The sequence below is a fragment of the Marinobacter nitratireducens genome, assembly GCF_000708045.1.
Lineage (GTDB): Bacteria > Pseudomonadota > Gammaproteobacteria > Pseudomonadales > Oleiphilaceae > Marinobacter > Marinobacter nitratireducens.
This window is the reverse complement of record NZ_ANIE01000002.1, coordinates 86,721-105,125: the sequence shown is the minus strand read 5'-3', so window position 1 is coordinate 105,125 and position 18,405 is coordinate 86,721. Positions and strand designations below refer to the sequence as shown.

Sequence of the window (18,405 nt, the reverse complement as noted above, 5' to 3'; positions counted from 1 at the left end):
GATCAGTCGATCAGACCAGCTTCTTTGTAGTACTTGGCTGCGCCCGGGTGCAGGGGGGCACTCAGAGCGTCAGAAACCATTTCCTCTTTCTTCAGGTTGGCAAAGGCCGGGTGCAGACGCTTGAAGCTGTCAAAGTTCTCAAACACAGCCTTCACGACTTCATAGACCACATCGTTAGGTACATCGGTGGATGAAACAAACGTCGCCGCCACACCGAAGGTGGTGGTGTCTTCATCGCTGCCACGGTACATACCACCCGGGATAACCGCCTTACGGTAGTATGGGTTTTCGTCAATCAACGCCTTGGTGGCCGCATTGTCGACGTTCACCAGAACGCTGTCACAGGACGTTGTGGCCTCTTTGATGGAACCGGACGGATGGCCAACGGTATAGAAGAACGCATCAATGTTGCCATCACAAAGGGCCTGGGACTGCTCCGCGGCTTTCAGCTCCGCTGCCAGGGAGAATTTGTCCATACCCCAGCCCATTTCGTTCATCAGAACCTCAGCTGTCGCACGCTGACCGGACCCTGGATTACCAACGGAAACCCGTTTGCCTTCGAGGTCTTCAAATGTCTTGATGCCAGAGCCTTTGCTCGCCACAACGGTGAATGGTTCCGGGTGCAGAGAGAATACAGCACGAAGATCCTTGTTCGGGCCATCTTCCTTGAACTGACTGGTGCCATTGTAGGCATGGTACTGCCAGTCAGACTGGGCAACCGCAAGGTCCAGTTCGCCCTGACGAATCGCATTCAGGTTATAAACAGAGCCGCCGGTACTCTCAACAGAACAACGGATGCCGTGCTCCTTACGATCCATATTCACCAGACGACAAATTGCACCACCAGCCGGGTAGTAAACACCGGTCACACCACCGGTACCAATGGTCACGAAACGCTGTTCCTGAGCAGAGACAGCGGTAGAGGCAGTGCCAAAGCTGACAGCAGCTGCAACAGCAAGAGCGGATACCTTGAGCTTCAGTGTCATGTGAGATCTTCCTTCTTCTGTTCGTTATTGTCGGTAAGTCCGCCAACGGACGGACAAACCTTGAGTCCGATTTAGAACATAGACCAGTTCTGAGCATAAATAAAGTAGCAGATCGGAGCCTAACCGGTTGAACCACCAACAAAAAAGCCCGCATTGCGGGCTTTTTTGTTTCTTACCATGGAAGTCAGGCTTATTTGCCAGCGCCTCGGGCCTTGGCAAGCATGCGATCAGGGCGCAGCAGGAAGCGGGCCAGCGCCGGAAGCAGCCAGATGGCGCCCACCATATTCCAGAGGAACATGAAGAACAGCAGGAAGCCCATATCCGCCTGGAACTTGATCGGAGAGAAGATCCAGGTCACGACACCCAGGCCCAGGGTGACACCGGTAAATACAACCGCTTTACCCGTTGAGCGCAGTGTCTGGAAGTAAGCCTCCTGCAACGTTTTGCCCTCAAGCAGGTACTTCTCGAGCTTGCTGTAGATATAGATGCCGTAATCAACACCGATACCAACACCCAGAGCAATAACCGGCAGAGTCGCAACCTTAATTCCGATTCCGGAAACCGCCATAATGGCTTCACACAACACGGACGTCAGGCCCAGAGGAATTACAATACACAGCACCGCACGGAGTGAGCGGAACGTCAGGAAGCAGAGCAAACTCACCACGCCATAGACAAAGATCAGCATCATGTCCTTGGCTTTGGAGATCACCTCGTTGGTCGCCGCCTCAACCCCGGCATTACCGGCTGCCAACAGGAATGTATGCTCCTCATTGCTGTTCTCTTCAGCAAAGGCTTCAACCTCTGCAACGACCGTCTGCAGTGTTTCCGCCTTGTGATCCTCCAGGAATACCAGTACCGGCGTGAGGCTGCAGTTGGTATTGATCAAGCCGGACGGCGCACTTCGAATCGAAGCATTGATGATGGTCTGGTTTCGCGATATCTCAAACCATTTCCAGTTCCCCTCGTTCAGGGCCTTGGTAACGATCTTCGACACATCCGATAGCGACGCCGAGGACTGCACGCCCGGCGTGTTCTGCAGCTCCCACTGCAGCGCATCCATCGCGCGCAGTACACTGTACTGAGTGCACTGCTCTTCCGGCGTTTTAACCATCACGACCAGAACATCGGCACTGGTGGAGTAATTGTCGATGATAAACGCGTTGTCCTTGTTATAACGGGAGTCCGCGCGCAATTCCGGCGCCCCCCGGTCCAGATCCCCTACCTTGAGATTCTGCTTGTAGTAAACGCCAAGCCCAAGTCCAATCACCGCAATCAGCAGTGAAATCGGAGCCACTCCCGGGTGAGAGAAATAAGATAGTACTCGCCATTTCCTATCCTGTTTTTCACCATGATTCTGGACGTGACGAATGCCCCCTTTGGAAATGCCCAGATAGGACATGATCAGAACGTGAAGAACCAGGTTGGTAACGATAACGAAGGCAACACCGATACCGGCCGCAACAGCCAGGTCGCGGATGACGTCGATTTCGATGAAGAAGAGGGTCAGGAAGCCAAACGCGTCCGAGATCAACGCTAGCATGCCCGGGATGTAGAGTGCGCGGAATGCCAGCCTGGCCGCCGTAACCGCATCAAAGCCCTTGGCAGCCTCCACAGCCATGGCGTTAACAATCTGAACACCGTGACTGATGCCAATAGCAAATACCAGGAACGGAACCAGAACCGAATAGGGATCAAGCCCATAGCCCAGCAGTCGCAAAGCGCCAAGCTGCCAGAAAACCGCGATGATAGAGGTAAACACGGGCACAAGAGTGCCGGTGATGGAACGGGAGTACCAGAACAGCAGCAACGTTGTCAGCAGAATCGTGATGCCGGCAAACCATGCAATGGAGCCAATGCCCTCAATCAGATCGCCAACCTTCTTGGCAAAGCCAACAATGTGAATCTCGATATTGTCGTTCGTGGCACCGTATTTCTGACGGATTTTCTCTTCCAGCTGACGGGAAAACGCGCCGTAGTCCAGCGGTTGGCCGGTTTCAGGGTTTTTCTCGTAGAGCGGCGCATAGACAATCGTGGACTTGAAGTTGTCAGCAATGAGGCGGCCCACTTCGTTGGAACGCAAGGCATTCTGCCGCAGCTGCTCAAGGCTGGTTGCCGAACCGTCGTACTCATCCGGGATGACAGTACCACCCTGGAAGCCCTGCTCCGTAACCTCTACCCAACGCACGTTGGAGGTCCAGAGCGACTTGAGCCCGGAACGGTCAACACCACTTAGATAGAAAACCTCATCGGTAATCTGCTTGAGGGTCTCCATGTATTCCGGCGTGAAAATATCGCCCTCTTTGACCTCAACGGCAATGCGCACAAAGTTGCCCAGGTTCTGGAGGTCATTACGGTGATCCAGCATGTTGATAATGTATGGATGCTCAAGCGGGATCATCCGCTCAAAGCTGGCATCTGGCTGGATCTTGACGGCGTTGTAACCAAGGAAAAGTGTCAACACCAGGAATCCGATCAGAATGGCGGCGCGATTGTTAAAAATCAGCCGTTCCAGGAACGGTTCCGCCTTGGGTGTTGTCAGGTAATGTTCGCCCTTGTCGTGCTTCGGGTTGGACATTCAAAAGCCCCTCTATGTCTCTGTTCTGTTATTGCCGCATCAGGGCCGTTATTGAAGGTTCTTGCCTTGGGCATCAGTGATTGTCACGCCACTTTCACCAACCATGAGCAGATCGGTGCCATCGGCAGGTACAACACTCATCAGTCCCTGACGATCAGCCCGCACGTAATCACGGAAGGTATCACCACCATTTCCGCTGGTCAGAACGGTTCCGCCGTTACCCACGAGCACAACCCGGTCGTCCTCTGCCATGCCGTCATTCAGCGTCGCGGTGGAGCCGGTATTGACCATGGACCAGGACTTTCCGAGATCGGAAGAAAACATCAGGGTCCCCCTGAGCCCAAACGCCAGAATTTCATTGACGCGACCGGTGCCGATCACCCCGAACAACGACCCCGGATAGGGGCTTTCCCGGCGCTCCCAGGTATCTCCGCCATCGACGGACACGTGGATCTGACCGGCTTCGCCGACAATGACCATGGCGCCGCCAGCAACCCGGGTTACAGAGTTAAGGTGGAACTTCTGGGGATTCTCAAGCTTTGGTGCCCAGTCCTGCCAGGTTTCACCGCCATCTTTGGTATGGAACAGCATGCCGTAGGCGCCGACCACAAATCCGTTATCGTTATCACCGAACCAGACGTCCAGAAACGGGTTTACCGGCCCGATATCAAGGTCGGCCTGCATGTTCTCCAGGGAGAAGTAGAGATCGTCCAGCGCCCATTCGAGATCGCCCTTCTCGTCTTCCGGAGCCGCCTCAACTCGCGCCTCCATGTCGGCAATGGCGTCTTCCTGGCTGGCAATGGCGAGTTCGGCCGCACGGATACCGGTCAACTGAATCTCCCAGTTGGCGCCGGCATCCTCAGAGTGAAGCACCACGCCACTATGACCGACGGCCCACCCTTTGGCATCCGATGAAAAATCGATACCGGTCAGCGTTACTGATACAGGCACCTGCGCCTGGGTCCAGCTCTGGCCCTCGTCATCAGAATAGATAATGTGCCCACGCTCACCAACCGCGACAATTCGGTCGCCAGCCCGGACAACATCATTGAGGAGGCTTTCTGGTGCAAGCTCCGTCGGTCGGGCAGGTTTATCAATGACGTCCTCAAGCGCGAATGCAATCGGGGACGCACAGGCCATGGAAAGCCCAAGGCATGCAGCACCAAGGGTTTTACACATCAAGCTTGTAGCCATTCGGTTTGCCTATTGGTTGTTTTACTGTGTCTCTGGCCGGTAATGCCGGCTCTAACTGTAGAAATACCGGCACCTTTCCAGATGCCGGTTGAATCACTTCCTGTTCCTCTCGCTCACACAGGAGCTGCGCGGCCGTGTGTCTTAGCGGACACTCCGGCGACGCAGTGACGCTGGCGAGAAGTAACGCTTGTTTGGAACATCGTTTGTGAAGACCCGGGTGTTGGGCTCTTCGGTATCCAGTCCCTGAACGTGGTATCGGCGAGCCTGCAGATCATGGAAGGCCTCAAGCGTTGTCCACACGCCGGGCAACTCATAATAGTTCTTCAGAACGCCCATGCTCACTCTCCAGAGCTCACCGCGACCATCGTACTGATCGAGCAACGCGGTATTCCAGCTGTCTTCATCGACATAGAAACGGCGTTTTGCGTAGATGTGACGCTCGCCTTCCTTGAGAGTAGCAGTAACTACGTGAACGCGATGCAATTCCCAGCGCATAAGGTCCGGATTCAGGTGGGACATTCCCAGAATCTCGGAATATGGCAGTCCCTGCTGGGCGATCTTGTAGTTATTGTAGGGTAAATAGATCTCGCGCTTGCCCTCATAGGTCCAGGTGTAGCGATCCATCGCACCGTTAAAGATGTCAGTATCGTCGGCGGTACGCAGGTTATCAGCCGCAGCTATCGGGGAGTCATAGCCCAGGTTGGGCGCACGACGGACACGACGCTGCCCCGCGTTGTAGCCCCATCCGTTCCGGGGATTGATAATCTGGTTCATGGTTTCATGGACCAGGATTGCGCCACCGGCCAGACGGGGCGGCGACTGGGTAAAGGACAGATAATAGAAAATGATGTTGTCCAGCGTATCTTCACTACCCTCGGGGTTGTAGAAGTTGAAGAACGCTTCCTGCTGGGAGGTAACAAGCGAGTACTCACCATCCTGCTGAACAGCAACCTCACTGGCTCGGCGGGTCAATGACACACCGCGCCAACGAGTCAGATGGTTCCAGATTACCTGCCAGGCTTTCTGTTCGTTGTTGCCGCTGAGAATCGGGAACGGATAGCCACCAAAGGCGCCCTTGATACCAGCACTTTCACCAACGATCTCGGCACTGGTTGCGTTTTCTTTGGTGTTTTCTGCCACCCAAGCCGGAACCGCGTGGCTCCGCCGGCTCTTGTAGATCGGCAGCCTGAACGTGGTCGGGTAGGTTTCGAGCATGGCCAGAACACCGTCAGTCAGATGCTCTTTGTACTGATCCGCATTGGAGGCGTTGATGGTAAAAAGGACTTCATCTTCCGGGAACGGGTCTGGATGGTGTTGACCGCTCCCCTCATAACCGGCCGGAGGTTGCGTCAGCCCCCCGGTCCAGTCAGGAATAGTACCGGATGCGTTACCGGCCTTGGGAGAGCCAAACGGTGTCAGATCTTTACCAAGGCGTGCTGCTTCACTGGCTGACACAGCAGCATAGGCCGGAGCCGCAGCCAGCGATAGGGCCACAAGGCCGCTGAGGATCGTGTTTTTGTTGTATCTCATTATTTAACCTTAAATCCGTCTGGAAGCCTCTGGGTGGGCTTTTATTATTTGCCTGTTGGAGTCACAGACTTTCACTCAGATTAGCGGATCAGGCAACAAAGTCTATCGACCGAAAGTGCGATTTTGTTTCCGGCTGTGACTCAGGTCGCCTTGTCACAGCCGGTTTCAGGCATTCCCAGTCAGTCGGCGAGACTCTTATGCACGACCTCGTAGACATCCCGGGACAGCCCGGCCTTGTCACGAACCTTCTCCAGACCGGCTTTCATCTGCTCACCGTAGGAGGGTGCAAACTTGCGCCAGCGGGTAAGCGGAGTTACCAGTCTGGCCGCAATCTGGGGATTGCTGTCGTCCAGGCGACACACCTGCTCGGCCAGGAATTCATACCCCGACCCATCGGGTTTATGGAATTCCGCCAGGTTCTGGCCGGCAAACGCGCCGATCACAGAGCGCACTTTGTTGGGATTTTTCCAATCAAAGGCCTCATGCTCAAGCAGCGCCCGAATCTGCGGAAGGCGGCCAGCCTGACCACTGGCGGCCTGGACCGAGAACCACTGCTCCACCACTTGAGGATCATGGCGGAAGCGCTCATAGAATTCTGACAGCACCCGCTCGCGATCCGCTTCGTAGTCAGAATTCACCAGCGCCCTGAGCGCCCCCATGCGATCCGTCATGTTGTCGGCGGCCCGGAACTGCTGGGATGCCAGCTCACGCCCTTCGTCGTCATTGATCAACAACAGCCAGGAAAGCGCTGTATTACGCAGACTACGACCGGCAATCTGCTCCGGCGTCACCCGATAGGGCCCACTCTGGTGATTACGGTTGTAACAAGCCACGAGCTCGTCACGGAGGGCCGTCGCCAGGCGCTTGAGCACACGCTCACGCGCCGCATGAATCGCAGGAGCGTCTGCCGCCTCTGACAGTTCGATCAGATAGGCCTCAGACGGTAACTGCAGCATTTTCGCCACCAACGCCTGGTCCAGGGAACTGTCGGAGATCAGTTGACGATAAGCGTCCACCAACCGGCTATCGATCGCATCTTCATCCGGGTTTCCTACCAGCCCCTGAATGACATCCACCGCCAGTCGCTGCCCGGCGTCCCAGCGATTGAAACCATCCGGGTCGTGACTCATCAGGAACTGGAGCTGTTCACGTGTCCAGGGATAGCTGACGCGAACCGGTGCGGAGAAATGCCGCAACAACGACGGTACGGGACGTTCGTCCAGACCGTGAAACTCGAAAGTATGCTCCGCATCCGTCAGTTCCAGAACGCGCTCGAGCGGGGCATCGGTGTCTCCAGACCGCAACCTCAAAGGCAGTGCCTGCCCTTGCGCCCCTAGCAGCCCCATAGCAAAGGGAATGTGCTGCGGCTGCTTGTTGCTCTGCCCCGGAGTATCCGGAATGCTCTGGCGAATCGTCAGTCGATAAATGCCCGCACTGGCGTCAAATTCGTCTGAAACGTCCAGCACCGGCGTGCCCGCTTGTTCATACCAGAGGCGGAACTGGCTGAGATCGCGCCCTGAGGCGTCTTCCATCGCGCGCACGAAGTCATCGGTTGTCACCGCCTGGCCATCGTGGCGCTCAAAGTAGAGATCGCTGCCTTTGCGGAACATGTCCGGGCCCAGGAGTGAGTGAATCATGCGGACGACTTCGGCACCCTTCTCATAGATCGTCAGGGTGTAGAAGTTGGAAATCTCCATGTAGGAAGACGGCCGCACCGGATGCGACATCGGTCCCGCATCTTCGGCAAACTGCGCGGTGCGCAGCAGGGTCACGTCCTCAATACGCTTTACCGTTGGGGAGCCAGTGTCCGCCGAAAAGGACGCATCCCGGAAGACGGTAAAACCTTCCTTCAGGCTCAACTGGAACCAGTCGCGGCAGGTCACGCGATTGCCCGACCAGTTGTGAAAGTATTCATGGGCAACAATGGCTTCAATCCGCTGAAACGCCATATCCGTCGCCGTTTCCTGGCTTGCCAGCACACACGACGAGTTGAAGATGTTAAGGCCCTTGTTCTCCATCGCGCCCATGTTGAAGTCATCCACGGCCACAATCATGAAGATATCAAGGTCATACTCACGACCGTAGACATCCTCATCCCAACGCATGGAACGCTTGAGAGAATCCATGGCGTGATCACATTTCTCGGCGTTCCGCGGCTCTACGTACATACGAAGATCGATCTCACGCCCTGAACAGGTCGTGAAACTGTCGCGCTTCTCAACGAGATCGCCTGCAACCAATGCAAACAGGTAGCAAGGCTTTGGGAATGGATCTTCCCAGGTAACGAAATGCCGGCCATCGGCCAGATCACCGCGGTCGACATCGTTGCCGTTTGACAGCAGCACCGGGTACGCCGACTTTTCGGCTTCAATGCGGGTGCGGAACCGGGACATGACATCAGGCCTGTCCGGAAAGTACGTGATGCAACGGAAACCTTCCGCTTCGCACTGGGTACAGAACATGCCGGAGGACTTGTAAAGCCCCTCAAGGCGGGTGTTGTTCTGGGGCTCAATCCAGGTCACGACAGTCAATTCGAAGGTCTCAGGAACGCCTGGGATAACCAGGCGATCCCCCAGATCTTCGAACGCCCCCTCGTCCAGTGTCTTGCCATCCAGGGCCAACGATTCTAGCTTAAGGCTGTCCCCGTCCAGTTCCAGTGGCGCTGGGCCAGCGTCCGAATCCGGGTTACGGCGCACCGAAAGAACACTGTGAACCCGAGCGCCCTCTTCAAACAGTTCAAACGTCAGGTCAACAGAATCCACCAGATACGCAGGGACCCGGTATTCACTCAAGTAGATGGTTTTTGGCTGATTGGTACGCATCAGTCGTCTCCAGATTGCTTTGCCCCGGACTCTCAACTGATCAGCCGGGGCACATCAGATTCAAAGGGTGAGCCTTATTCCGCCTGCACCCGAAAACGGACTTCGTATCCGGTGAATTTCCGGATATTGATCACGCCAGTATCGAGGATAAGGTACTGCCCCTTGATGCCCTCAAGGACACCCTCCACATGTGACGTTTTGTCCAGATTATGTGTCTTGACCTTCTCCGGCCAAACCTCGACGGGGTAACTGAGATCCAGACCGCTCTCGTCGACGGCTCGAATCGAATCTTCGCCGTGCACTTCGCGCAAGGCAGCCAGGTCATCCTCAATCAGCCCCAGCATGCGTTGCCGTTCCTGCGCCAGGTCCAGTTCAGGTACATCCCCTTTCAACATGGCTCGCCAGTTGGTTCGATCAGCCACGTGGCTCTTGCACGCCACCTCCACCAACCCGGCCAGGTAACGGCTGGCAACACGAAGCATCGGGATAGCGGCAACGGCGCCCTGATCGATCCAACGGGTCGGGACCTGGGTTGCCCGAGTGATGCCAACTTTGAGGCCGGAGGAATTGGCAAGATAGACCACATGCTCAACCATGCAGTGGGTTTCACCCCACTCCGGTTCTCGGCAGGTTCCGAGGTGAAAGTGGCACTTCTCCGGACTCATGATGCAGCTATCACAGGCCGCCAGCTTGCGGAAACACGGGTAACAAAAGCCCTGATTAAAACTCTTCTTCGTGACCCGGTCACAGTGGATGCAGCGGATAACGCCATCGAAATCAATCTGGACTAGCTGCCCAAGCAGATCATTCAGGTCGACGCGGTCGTCGCCAACCGCCAGTGTATAAGTGACCGGGTTGCCAGCCTCAGCCGGCATTTTTCGGAACCGGCCGGTTACATCTACGGCGTTGCTCAAGATTTGACCTCAACAAACTGATCTGGATCGATGTCCTCATTCTTGTCAGTCGCCTTGCTGCTTGCTGACATAAACTGGACGGAAGGATCACACGCCGTGCCTGCTTTCTCGCCACGGTCAATGTAGCCGGTTCTTTCTGCCTCCGGGACGTTATGCAGATTCTCGTAATAAATCACGGCCTGCAGGGTTATTTCCCGTTGCTCCCGGGTCAATTTCCTGCCATCCGGCCATTTGCCCAGCTCCAGTGACTGGCGCAGGCTACGGTAGACATTGGGATCAAGCCGTTCAATCAATTCATCGTAGGTCATTTGAGCCTCCCCAAAAAAACTTAAAAAAATTCCCGGTAATCGTTTGACAACCGCAAACGATAATAATTATCATTAACTCACCAAATGACAACGGTCGTTTCATTTGGTCTCTCTCATCAGGAGCTAAAAGCTCTTTTAGCCCCACCCTTCGGTGGGGCATTTTTTTACATTCCTGCTCTCGCTCAACTCGCCCGACGGCGCCTCGCCGGCAAGACAAGGGCACAAACCAAACCGGCCACAAACCCACCCAGGTGAGCCTCATTAGCCATTCGCCCTAATCCGATCACCTCGGGCAGCGGAGTAAAGCCAATCACCATCCACACCACGGCAAACGTAATCAGGGCAGGCGGAAACTGGAACCGTGGATGTTGACGCTGACTGAGCCAGCAATAACCCAGAATACCGTATACAACACCGGACAGCCCCCCGAACAAGGGGCCGGAAACCAGATATTGAAGGCTGTTCGAGAACACACTGGTTATCAGGAACAGAACAAGCAACCGGCCGCGTCCATCAAACCATTCGATCTGGCTTCCCAAAAACCACAGCATGACGGAATTAAAGAGAATGTGAGACCAGCTGAAATGCAGAAAATCCGGAGTAATCAGGCGCCAGACCTGCCCGCCAGACAAGGTGTCGAGCACTGCGTCCGTCCGCACCGCGAGGGAGCCCCAGTCATAGTAACGCGGATCCACGAACATGAGCAGAGCAGAGATCTCGTTTCGGCCAAGCGATGTCAGGAACGCCATCAGAACGCCGATACCAATCACCCCGAGAACCGTCGGCGCGTGGCGAGGCGATGGCTGCCAACGCCCAGCGACGTGGACCGGCGACCGATTTCTTTCCTCAACCGCCTGCCGGAGTTCAGGTTCCGCCAGGAAACGATCCAGCGCCGCCAGCACCGGCTCCGCATGATCGGGGTTCTCCAGCCACAGAACCTGAAACCCACCTTCCTCACTGATGCGATGAGCCACACCCTGCTGTCTCAGCCACTGGCTGAAATCGGCAAGGTTCACCGAAGTATCCAATTGCTTTACGCGGTACACAAATAACCTCGCCGCCAGGGGTTCAGGGCTACCGACTGGTTATCGGGCCACACTGTCTTCCATACCGGGTGAATCCGGCATTTCCGGGCGCTCGACATCCACCCAGACAAACTTGTCCGGCGAAAGTACGCGCTCATCGTCCAACCGGTACGCAACCAGCTTGCCGTATTTCACAGCACTGTAATCGAGGCAGGCTACATTGGCCTTGAGCGGCGCCGGCTTGCCCTCCATCCAGTAATGGCCAACGAAGACCGGTGGCGCCTCCAGCGGGTAGCTGATCAACTGCTTGCGTTCTCCATCCGTCAGCACCCGTTTTGCCACTTCCGGCGGCAAAGGGTCCGGCTGAAAAACGACATCGGCATAGGTTTGCGGGTTGTCCGCCCAGAACTTGGTGCGGAAAAACTCCCGAACGTAGCCGTCACGACCGGTTATCGACATGCCATCCGGCAGACGAAGGTCCGTGCCCCGCAGCAAGGTATCCATCACCTGCCCGGCAAATGACTCAAGCGCAGCCGACGCATGGAGGAAGTCATCATCAATGCACGCTCCTCCCTGGGTACGCTTGAACTTCTCGATCAGGTCACCGTCCCAGCAGGCATGCACCGCCCGAAAGTTTTCCTCCTCAATGAACAGAGGAATGGTATAGAACCATTCAAGAAACTCATTCCATTCATGGGGATAATGCTCGAATTGCTCAAGGGTCTCGCGGATCAGCCGATCATGGCGGGGATTATGCTCCCTCAGCCAGGTCTTGCCACTGCCCGGCCTGGCTCTGGTGCAATAACCAAGGGCGTTGTACTCATGATTGCCCATCACGATGCGGGCGGAGCCATGCTCAACCATGTCCCGCACCAGATGCAGGGCTTCCCGAATCCGTGGGCCGCGGTCAATGATATCGCCGATAAAAATGACCTGGCGACGATCGTGCTTGTAGACACCGTTTACCTTCCGATACCCCATTTGCTCCAGAAGAAGCTCAAGCGTATGGGCACACCCGTGGATATCACCGATGATATCGTAGCCGCGAGCAGCGGCGCTTTTTTTAACAGCCATGATCAACTCGCTGCTATTTCGCTGGCCCAACCAAGCTTGTCACGGCAGGTGGCATAGAAATTATGATCCGTGGGGTGGATGAGGCGGATCTTGAATGGCTTTTTGGTGATACGAATGATATCGCCCGGCGCGCAGGCAATGTTCATCTGCCCGTCGAAACTGATCTGCGGATAGGTTTCGTTGGTCTCACCAATAACGAGTTTGATCTCGCTCTTGCCATCAACCACGATCGGGCGACTGCTCAGGGTGTGAGGGAACATGGGAACCAGAACGATGGCGTCCAGCTTGGGATGCATGATCGGACCGCCAGCGGACAACGAGTATGCCGTTGACCCTGTAGGCGTGGATACAATCAGACCATCAGAACGCTGGCTGTAGACAAAGTGCCCATCAATAAACAGGTCAAACCCGATCATCCGCGTAGACTTGCCCGGATGGAGAACCACATCGTTCAATGCGGTACCGAAACCAAGGGGCTGCCCGTTGCGCTCGACATTGCCATCAAGCAGAAAACGGGTTTCTTCCATGTAATCACCTTCGAGCACCTGGCCCAGGCGCTCTTCGAGATCGGAGGGGGAAATATCGGTCAGGAATCCGAGGCGCCCACGGTTAACCCCCAGCAACGGGATCTTGGACTTGGCCAGCTCCCGGGCAGCGCCCAATAGACTGCCATCACCGCCAACGACGATGACCAGATCACAGATCTCGCCCAGCAGTTTTTTGCTGGCGACCTGCAAGCCGTGGCCAGGCAACATGCCCGCCGTATCTTCTTCCAGAATGACGTGATAGTTGTTCGCGACCAGGTACTGCTTGAGCTGTCGCAGCGACTCAACCACTTTGACGCTGCCCATTCGCCCAATAACGCCAATATTCCTGAACTGATCCATGAGGTGTCCTGTGATCTCGGGGTGCCGTCGGGAGAGGACTCACCCTCCCCCTTCACAAATTCGGTACAGTTTAACGAAAGTGGGCCTGATACTGAAAAAAGATCCCGGGTCAGGACTGATGCTTCTCACATCTGTCGTCGACGCCGGCACGAAACTCAGCCGGCTGGCTAATCCGCATGATGGGTTCACCACACACCTTGCCATCCTCGCCTTTGTGCCCGCATACCGGGTTTTCATAATGCTCCAGCCACTCCCTGTAGGCGGGCTCATTCATATCGCAGCGCTCGGCTGCATAGGCTACGGGGTTGTTGAAGTAGGTTTCGATATCGCTATACGGCAGGGTGATGTGGCCAACACCGGGGTGATAGGCAACCAGAAAGACCGTTTGCTTCTGGAGTTCGCCCAGAATGGAATCTTCGGGCGGTTCGCGCTCCTTCAGCTCATGAAGCTCCTGTTCAAGAGCAACGATCTTTTCGTCGCGAAGCTCAAGCTCCCTCTGGCGCCGCTCAAGCTGTTCCCTGAGCAAAACCAGCTCGGCCTCGGTATTGCTGTCATCCCGCTGCTTCGCTTCCTCTCCAGACCCCATTTCCTCCTGCATTGCCAGATACTGCTCATTGCGTTCCGACAGACGCTTCTTCAGCTGTTCATTGGTCAGTCGAAGGCGCTCATGCTTCTGCTCGAGGTCTGCGAATTCACTGCGCAGCGACTGCAGCTCAAGCCGGTGCTCGCGCTGGATCTCGGACAACGAATCCCGATGGACACTCTGAAGGGTTTTAATACGCAGACGATGCTCACGGATGAGCTGCGCCAGGCGGGCACGGTCTATCGATACAGCGGATTCTTCCTGTTTCTGTTCAGACTCAGACGCGTTGAGTACGGGAATATCTTCTTCCGGCTCCGGCTCAATCTTCTGAAACTTTAGGGAGTTTGACTCAACGGCTTTTCGAATTGCCTGGAAGTGGTTACTGCCCGGTGTCATGTCGGGGTCCCACAGGTCGTCTGCAAACCTGGGCTCCGGGCACTGGCTCTTGCAGACCAGACGAATCGGCCCGGCGCCCATATCCGGCCCTTTGGCCCCCTTCAGCGCAAGGCTCTCTATCGGCACATTCCAGCTGGAATCAGCTCGCCCCTCCTCATCAAACCAAATCCGGAAAAAGACCAGCGAACGAACATGCAGGCTCGGGCTCAGGTCAACCAACACCGCCCGAACATCTGTTTCGGCAAGGTCAGACAACCCCACGTAACCATCCAGGAAGGCACCAAACTCAGTGGCGCGCATCTGCCGGGCAACCCGCCCACCTTCCATAAAAAACACCGCCGCATAACCATCAGTTGCCTGGTCGGCAGATACCATTTGCTATTCCCCAAATAAAAATTGTCTGGCCAGACTTCAGCATAACAGTCTAGCCAGACAATCTCTGGTGCACAGGGAAAAACTGCAAAGATTTGTGATCAAACCAGCCTATGAGACCGCAATCAGATCTCTGCAGCCAATCGGCTTCCCTGGTCGATTGCACGCTTGGCATCCAGTTCCGCAGCCACGTCAGCCCCACCAATCAGGTGAACGGGCAGCCCAGCAGACTCCAGACCCGCCTGCAACTCCCTCAACGGCTCCTGGCCGGCGCACACGATGATGGTATCAACCGGCAACAACCGATCTTCGCCCTGCTCAGCGCCTTTGGGCGTGATGGTGATGTGCAGACCGTCGTCATCAATCTTGCGGTAGCTGACACCCGGTATCATCTGAACCTGGCGATGCTTGAGCGACGTGCGATGGATCCAGCCTGTGGTCTTGCCCAGGTTTTTGCCAACCTTCGATGCCTTGCGCTGCAAAAGGAAGACCTCACGGGCAGGTTCCGGCAACTCCGGCGTCATACCCTTGATGCCGCCGCGGTGCGCCACGCTCAGATCCACGCCCCACTCACGCATGAAGTGATCCGTATCGAGAGAGGCCGACCTACCTTTGTGGACGATAAACTCGGACACATCAAAGCCAATGCCGCCTGCGCCGATAACCGCTACTTTCTCCCCGACCGGCTTGCGCTCAAGCAGGGCATCCAGGTAACTGATCACCTTGGGGTGGTCGATGCCATCAATATCCGGAGTACGCGGCTCAATACCGGTCGCCAGAACAACCTCATCGAAAGAGCCCGATTTCAGGGCCTCGACGTCGACGCGGGTGTTCAAACGCACATCAACCCCATACTTATCCAGCATCACCCGGAAATAGCGCAGCGTTTCATAGAACTCTTCCTTCCCGGGGATCCGCTTGGCGACGTTGAACTGCCCACCAACCTCGCTACCAGCATCAAACAGAGTGACTTTGTGCCCTCTTTCCGCGGCTACCGTGGCAAAGGCCAGACCAGCCGGACCAGCCCCGACCACCGCAATTGATTTTGGCGCTGCGGCTCTGACATAGGTCAGCTCGGTTTCGTGGCAGGCCCTGGGATTCACCAGGCACGAGGTCAACTTGCCGCTGAATGTGTGATCCAGACAAGCCTGATTACATCCAATGCAGGTATTGATTTCATCCGCCCTATCCTCCGCTGCCTTGTTAACCAGGTCGGCATCGGCGAGGAATGGACGTGCCATGGAGACCATGTCGGCATCACCTTCAGCCAGAATCTTCTCGGCAACATCCGGCATGTTGATGCGGTTAGTGGTGACCAGCGGAATGCTCACCTCGCTCTTCAGCCTTGCAGTGACCTTGGTGAAGGCAGCGCGGGGAACCGAGGTGGCAATCGTCGGCACACGGGCTTCGTGCCAGCCAATGCCGGTGTTGATAATGGTCGCTCCGGCCTTTTCGATTTCCTTCGCCAGATGAACCACTTCTTCCCAGGTACTGCCATCCTCAATCAGGTCCAGCATCGACAGACGGTAAACCAGGATAAACTTCTCACCCACGCGCTCACGGACACGACGCACAATCTCAATGGGCAACCGGATCCGGTTCTCGTAACTTCCGCCCCAGCCATCGGTCCGCTGGTTGGTGTGCGACACGATGAACTGGTTGATGAAGTAACCTTCGGAACCCATGATTTCGACGCCATCGTACCCGGCGCTTTGAGCCAGAGCCGCGCAGTTGGCGTAATCCTGAATCTGTTTTTCAATCCCCGCTTCGTCCAACTCATTCGGCCTGAACGGATTGATTGGCGCCTGAATGGCTGATGGCGCAACTGACTCGGGGGAGTACGCGTAGCGCCCGGCATGAAGGATCTGCATGCAAATCTTTCCGTCCGCCTCGTGGACTGCACGGGTGATGATCTGATGCTTCTCAACCTCGTCGTCCGTCGTCAGTTTGGCCGCGTGCTGGAAAACGCCACCCTCTGTATTCGGTGCAATACCACCCGTCACAATGAGCCCCGCCCCCCCACGAGCCCGCTCGGCATAAAAGGCGGCAAGCCGCTCAAAACCATGCTTGGCCTCCTCCAGACCGGTATGCATGGATCCCATCAGGGTCCGATTGCGAAGCCTGGTAAAACCAAGATCCAGTGGTTCAAGCAAATTGGGATACTTGCTAACACCCGGGGTAGCGACTGCGGTCATCGTGATCTCCTCATCGAAGGCAAAGGCAGGTCTTGCCGTTTTTTGTAGACCCAAAGCTACCGGGCAAACTTGCCGCAGACAATATCCCTGGATAACATTCTATTATCTTCAGGTAACATGTCAGACAAGCTATGCCCTCATCCCGGAAAACAGGCTCTGCGAATACCCTGGGCGATATCAGCGTACTCTACGTCGCCGTACTACTGCGGGCCGCCGAGGCCGAGGGCGCGAACATTGCTGACCTGATGGACCGCTTTAACCTGAGTGAGCAAACCCTTAGCTCCCCAGCTGCCAGAATCAGCCTTCCCCGATTGATGCGCCTTGGCCATGCCGCCATTCAGCTCACCGGCAATCGGGCGCTGGGCCTCCGGATGGGCGCAATGACCCGCCCCGTCGATGTCGGCATCGCCGGTCTGGCAGGCGCTTCAGCACCAACCGTGGCCCAGGGTTTCGACACGCTGGTTCGCTACGCCCTGCTCGGGAGCCAGAGCATTCGCGGGAACGCATCGATTGATCACCGGAATCGCTCGGTAAACTTTTACTCAATTCGCCCCTACAACGACTTCAATTACTTTGTGGTGGACTCTGTCCTGGCGGCCTGGGCCCAGTTTGCCCGGCACCTGACCGGACGAAATGAGGTTCTGGAGGAGGTCTCCATCGAGTACCCCTCGACAGGACTGGACGATCTTTTCGAAGGTTGGTTTCGGTGCCCGGTTAGATTCGGAGCAAAGCAAAACCAGGTCGTGATCTGCCCCGAGGCCTGGTCTCTGCCTTCCGGACAGGCGCAAGCGGCAATGCACTCGAAGTTGCGAGACATGTGCGAGGCGGAATTGCAGCAGATTAAACGGGGATGGAGCACCGGGGATCAGGTCAAAAACCTTCTTACCCCTCTTTTCCAGGGAGAAACGCCCAGCCTCAAAACCATCGCCGACAAGCTCGGACTTTCGCCCTGGACACTGCAACGCAGCCTGTCCCGCGAGGGAACGACATTTCGGGAATTGATGGACGACACCAGAAAACTGTTGGCGAGGGATTACATACGGGAGACAGGCAGCTCACTGACTGAAATCGCCTGGTTACTGGGCTTCGCAAACCCGGCGGCATTTCACAAGGCCTACAGACGTTGGTTCGACATCAGCCCTGGCGAGCACAGAAAGGTCTTCAATTCGGACAAAGAGAGACACTAGAGCTCTGTGGCGTCGTCGAGACCATCGTCGTCATCAAATTCTTCAAACTGAATCTCTATCAGCTCTTCTTCATATTCCAGCATGGGATTTTCCTGTCCGTTGAGTTCAGGAACAGTGTATTGAGAAAAGATGACAGAAGTATGACGAGAAGGTTTTGGACTAGCGAGAGGAAAGAAAATGGCGGAGCGGACGGGACTCGAACCCGCGACCCCCGGCGTGACAGGCCGGTATTCTAACCAGCTGAACTACCGCTCCGCGATGGCTGTCACGTCTTGCCGGTGAACGGCGTTGCAGTCAGGGGTGTGACTGCTCGGTGACAACGAGGGCGCATTATATAGAGGCGCCCGACTATGT

13 protein-coding genes and 1 tRNA gene are annotated in these 18,405 nt (G+C 56.0%); 1 reads left to right on the top strand and 13 read right to left on the bottom strand.

Annotated features, from left to right (window positions below):
• Positions 1-2: 2 nt before the first annotated feature.
• From D777_RS01375 to D777_RS01320, 12 genes are all read right to left on the bottom strand, one after another.
• Positions 3-986 (bottom strand): TAXI family TRAP transporter solute-binding subunit, encoded by a 984-nt coding sequence (locus tag D777_RS01375; RefSeq protein WP_036128033.1) that lies wholly within the window; start codon positions 984-986, stop codon positions 3-5.
• A 190-nt stretch (positions 987-1,176) separates the two neighbouring features.
• On the bottom strand, positions 1,177-3,564 hold the full coding sequence (locus tag D777_RS01370; RefSeq protein WP_036128031.1) for an efflux RND transporter permease subunit: 2,388 nt from the start codon (positions 3,562-3,564) through the stop codon (positions 1,177-1,179).
• Between the two features lie 48 nt (positions 3,565-3,612).
• Complete coding sequence (locus tag D777_RS01365; protein WP_227501625.1) at positions 3,613-4,758, bottom strand: WD40/YVTN/BNR-like repeat-containing protein; 1,146 nt, start codon at positions 4,756-4,758, stop codon at positions 3,613-3,615.
• A gap of 141 nt (positions 4,759-4,899) precedes the next feature.
• Positions 4,900-6,288: a DUF1329 domain-containing protein gene (locus tag D777_RS01360; protein ID WP_036128025.1), complete on the bottom strand. Its 1,389-nt coding sequence runs from the start codon at positions 6,286-6,288 to the stop codon at positions 4,900-4,902.
• Between the two features lie 179 nt (positions 6,289-6,467).
• Positions 6,468-9,110: an aminopeptidase N gene (gene pepN / locus D777_RS01355; protein WP_036128022.1), complete on the bottom strand. Its 2,643-nt coding sequence runs from the start codon at positions 9,108-9,110 to the stop codon at positions 6,468-6,470.
• Positions 9,111-9,184: 74 nt separating this feature from the next.
• Complete coding sequence (locus D777_RS01350) at positions 9,185-10,024, bottom strand: DUF2797 domain-containing protein (protein WP_036128020.1); 840 nt, start codon at positions 10,022-10,024, stop codon at positions 9,185-9,187.
• Positions 10,021-10,332, bottom strand: coding sequence for a YeaC family protein (locus D777_RS01345; RefSeq protein ID WP_036128017.1), 312 nt, complete (start codon positions 10,330-10,332; stop codon positions 10,021-10,023). Before D777_RS01345 ends, D777_RS01350 begins: the two co-directional genes overlap by 4 nt.
• A gap of 182 nt (positions 10,333-10,514) precedes the next feature.
• A complete protein-coding gene (locus tag D777_RS01340; RefSeq protein ID WP_036128014.1) occupies positions 10,515-11,378 on the bottom strand; it encodes a rhomboid family intramembrane serine protease in 864 nt (287 codons plus the stop codon).
• Positions 11,379-11,417: 39 nt separating this feature from the next.
• On the bottom strand, positions 11,418-12,431 hold the full coding sequence (locus D777_RS01335; protein WP_036128011.1) for a metallophosphoesterase: 1,014 nt from the start codon (positions 12,429-12,431) through the stop codon (positions 11,418-11,420).
• Positions 12,432-12,433: 2 nt separating this feature from the next.
• A complete protein-coding gene (locus tag D777_RS01330; RefSeq protein WP_036128009.1) occupies positions 12,434-13,318 on the bottom strand; it encodes an NAD(+) kinase in 885 nt (294 codons plus the stop codon).
• Positions 13,319-13,427: 109 nt separating this feature from the next.
• Positions 13,428-14,672, bottom strand: coding sequence for a DNA repair protein (locus D777_RS01325; protein ID WP_036128007.1), 1,245 nt, complete (start codon positions 14,670-14,672; stop codon positions 13,428-13,430).
• Positions 14,673-14,794: 122 nt separating this feature from the next.
• Positions 14,795-16,864 (bottom strand): NADPH-dependent 2,4-dienoyl-CoA reductase, encoded by a 2,070-nt coding sequence (locus D777_RS01320; protein WP_036128004.1) that lies wholly within the window; start codon positions 16,862-16,864, stop codon positions 14,795-14,797.
• A 131-nt stretch (positions 16,865-16,995) separates the two neighbouring features.
• Between D777_RS01320 and D777_RS01315 the strand changes: the two genes are divergently transcribed.
• Positions 16,996-18,051, top strand: coding sequence for an AraC family transcriptional regulator (locus D777_RS01315; protein ID WP_036128003.1), 1,056 nt, complete (start codon positions 16,996-16,998; stop codon positions 18,049-18,051).
• 178 nt (positions 18,052-18,229) lie between these two features.
• On the opposite strand, the gene D777_RS01310 is transcribed toward D777_RS01315, so the two are convergent.
• Positions 18,230-18,306: transfer RNA gene (locus tag D777_RS01310), tRNA-Asp, on the bottom strand.
• Positions 18,307-18,405: the final 99 nt, after the last annotated feature.

Coding starts and splice junctions, on each gene's coding strand:
- D777_RS01375 (WP_036128033.1), bottom strand. CDS start 986: ATGACACTGAAGCTCAAGGTATCCGCTCTTGCTGTTGCAGCTGCTGTC.
- D777_RS01370 (WP_036128031.1), bottom strand. CDS start 3,564: ATGTCCAACCCGAAGCACGACAAGGGCGAACATTACCTGACAACACCC.
- D777_RS01365 (WP_227501625.1), bottom strand. CDS start 4,758: ATGGCTACAAGCTTGATGTGTAAAACCCTTGGTGCTGCATGCCTTGGG.
- D777_RS01360 (WP_036128025.1), bottom strand. CDS start 6,288: ATGAGATACAACAAAAACACGATCCTCAGCGGCCTTGTGGCCCTATCG.
- pepN (WP_036128022.1), bottom strand. CDS start 9,110: ATGCGTACCAATCAGCCAAAAACCATCTACTTGAGTGAATACCGGGTC.
- D777_RS01345 (WP_036128017.1), bottom strand. CDS start 10,332: ATGACCTACGATGAATTGATTGAACGGCTTGATCCCAATGTCTACCGT.
- D777_RS01335 (WP_036128011.1), bottom strand. CDS start 12,431: ATGGCTGTTAAAAAAAGCGCCGCTGCTCGCGGCTACGATATCATCGGT.
- D777_RS01330 (WP_036128009.1), bottom strand. CDS start 13,318: ATGGATCAGTTCAGGAATATTGGCGTTATTGGGCGAATGGGCAGCGTC.
- D777_RS01325 (WP_036128007.1), bottom strand. CDS start 14,672: ATGGTATCTGCCGACCAGGCAACTGATGGTTATGCGGCGGTGTTTTTT.
- D777_RS01320 (WP_036128004.1), bottom strand. CDS start 16,864: ATGACCGCAGTCGCTACCCCGGGTGTTAGCAAGTATCCCAATTTGCTT.
- D777_RS01315 (WP_036128003.1), top strand. CDS start 16,996: ATGCCCTCATCCCGGAAAACAGGCTCTGCGAATACCCTGGGCGATATC.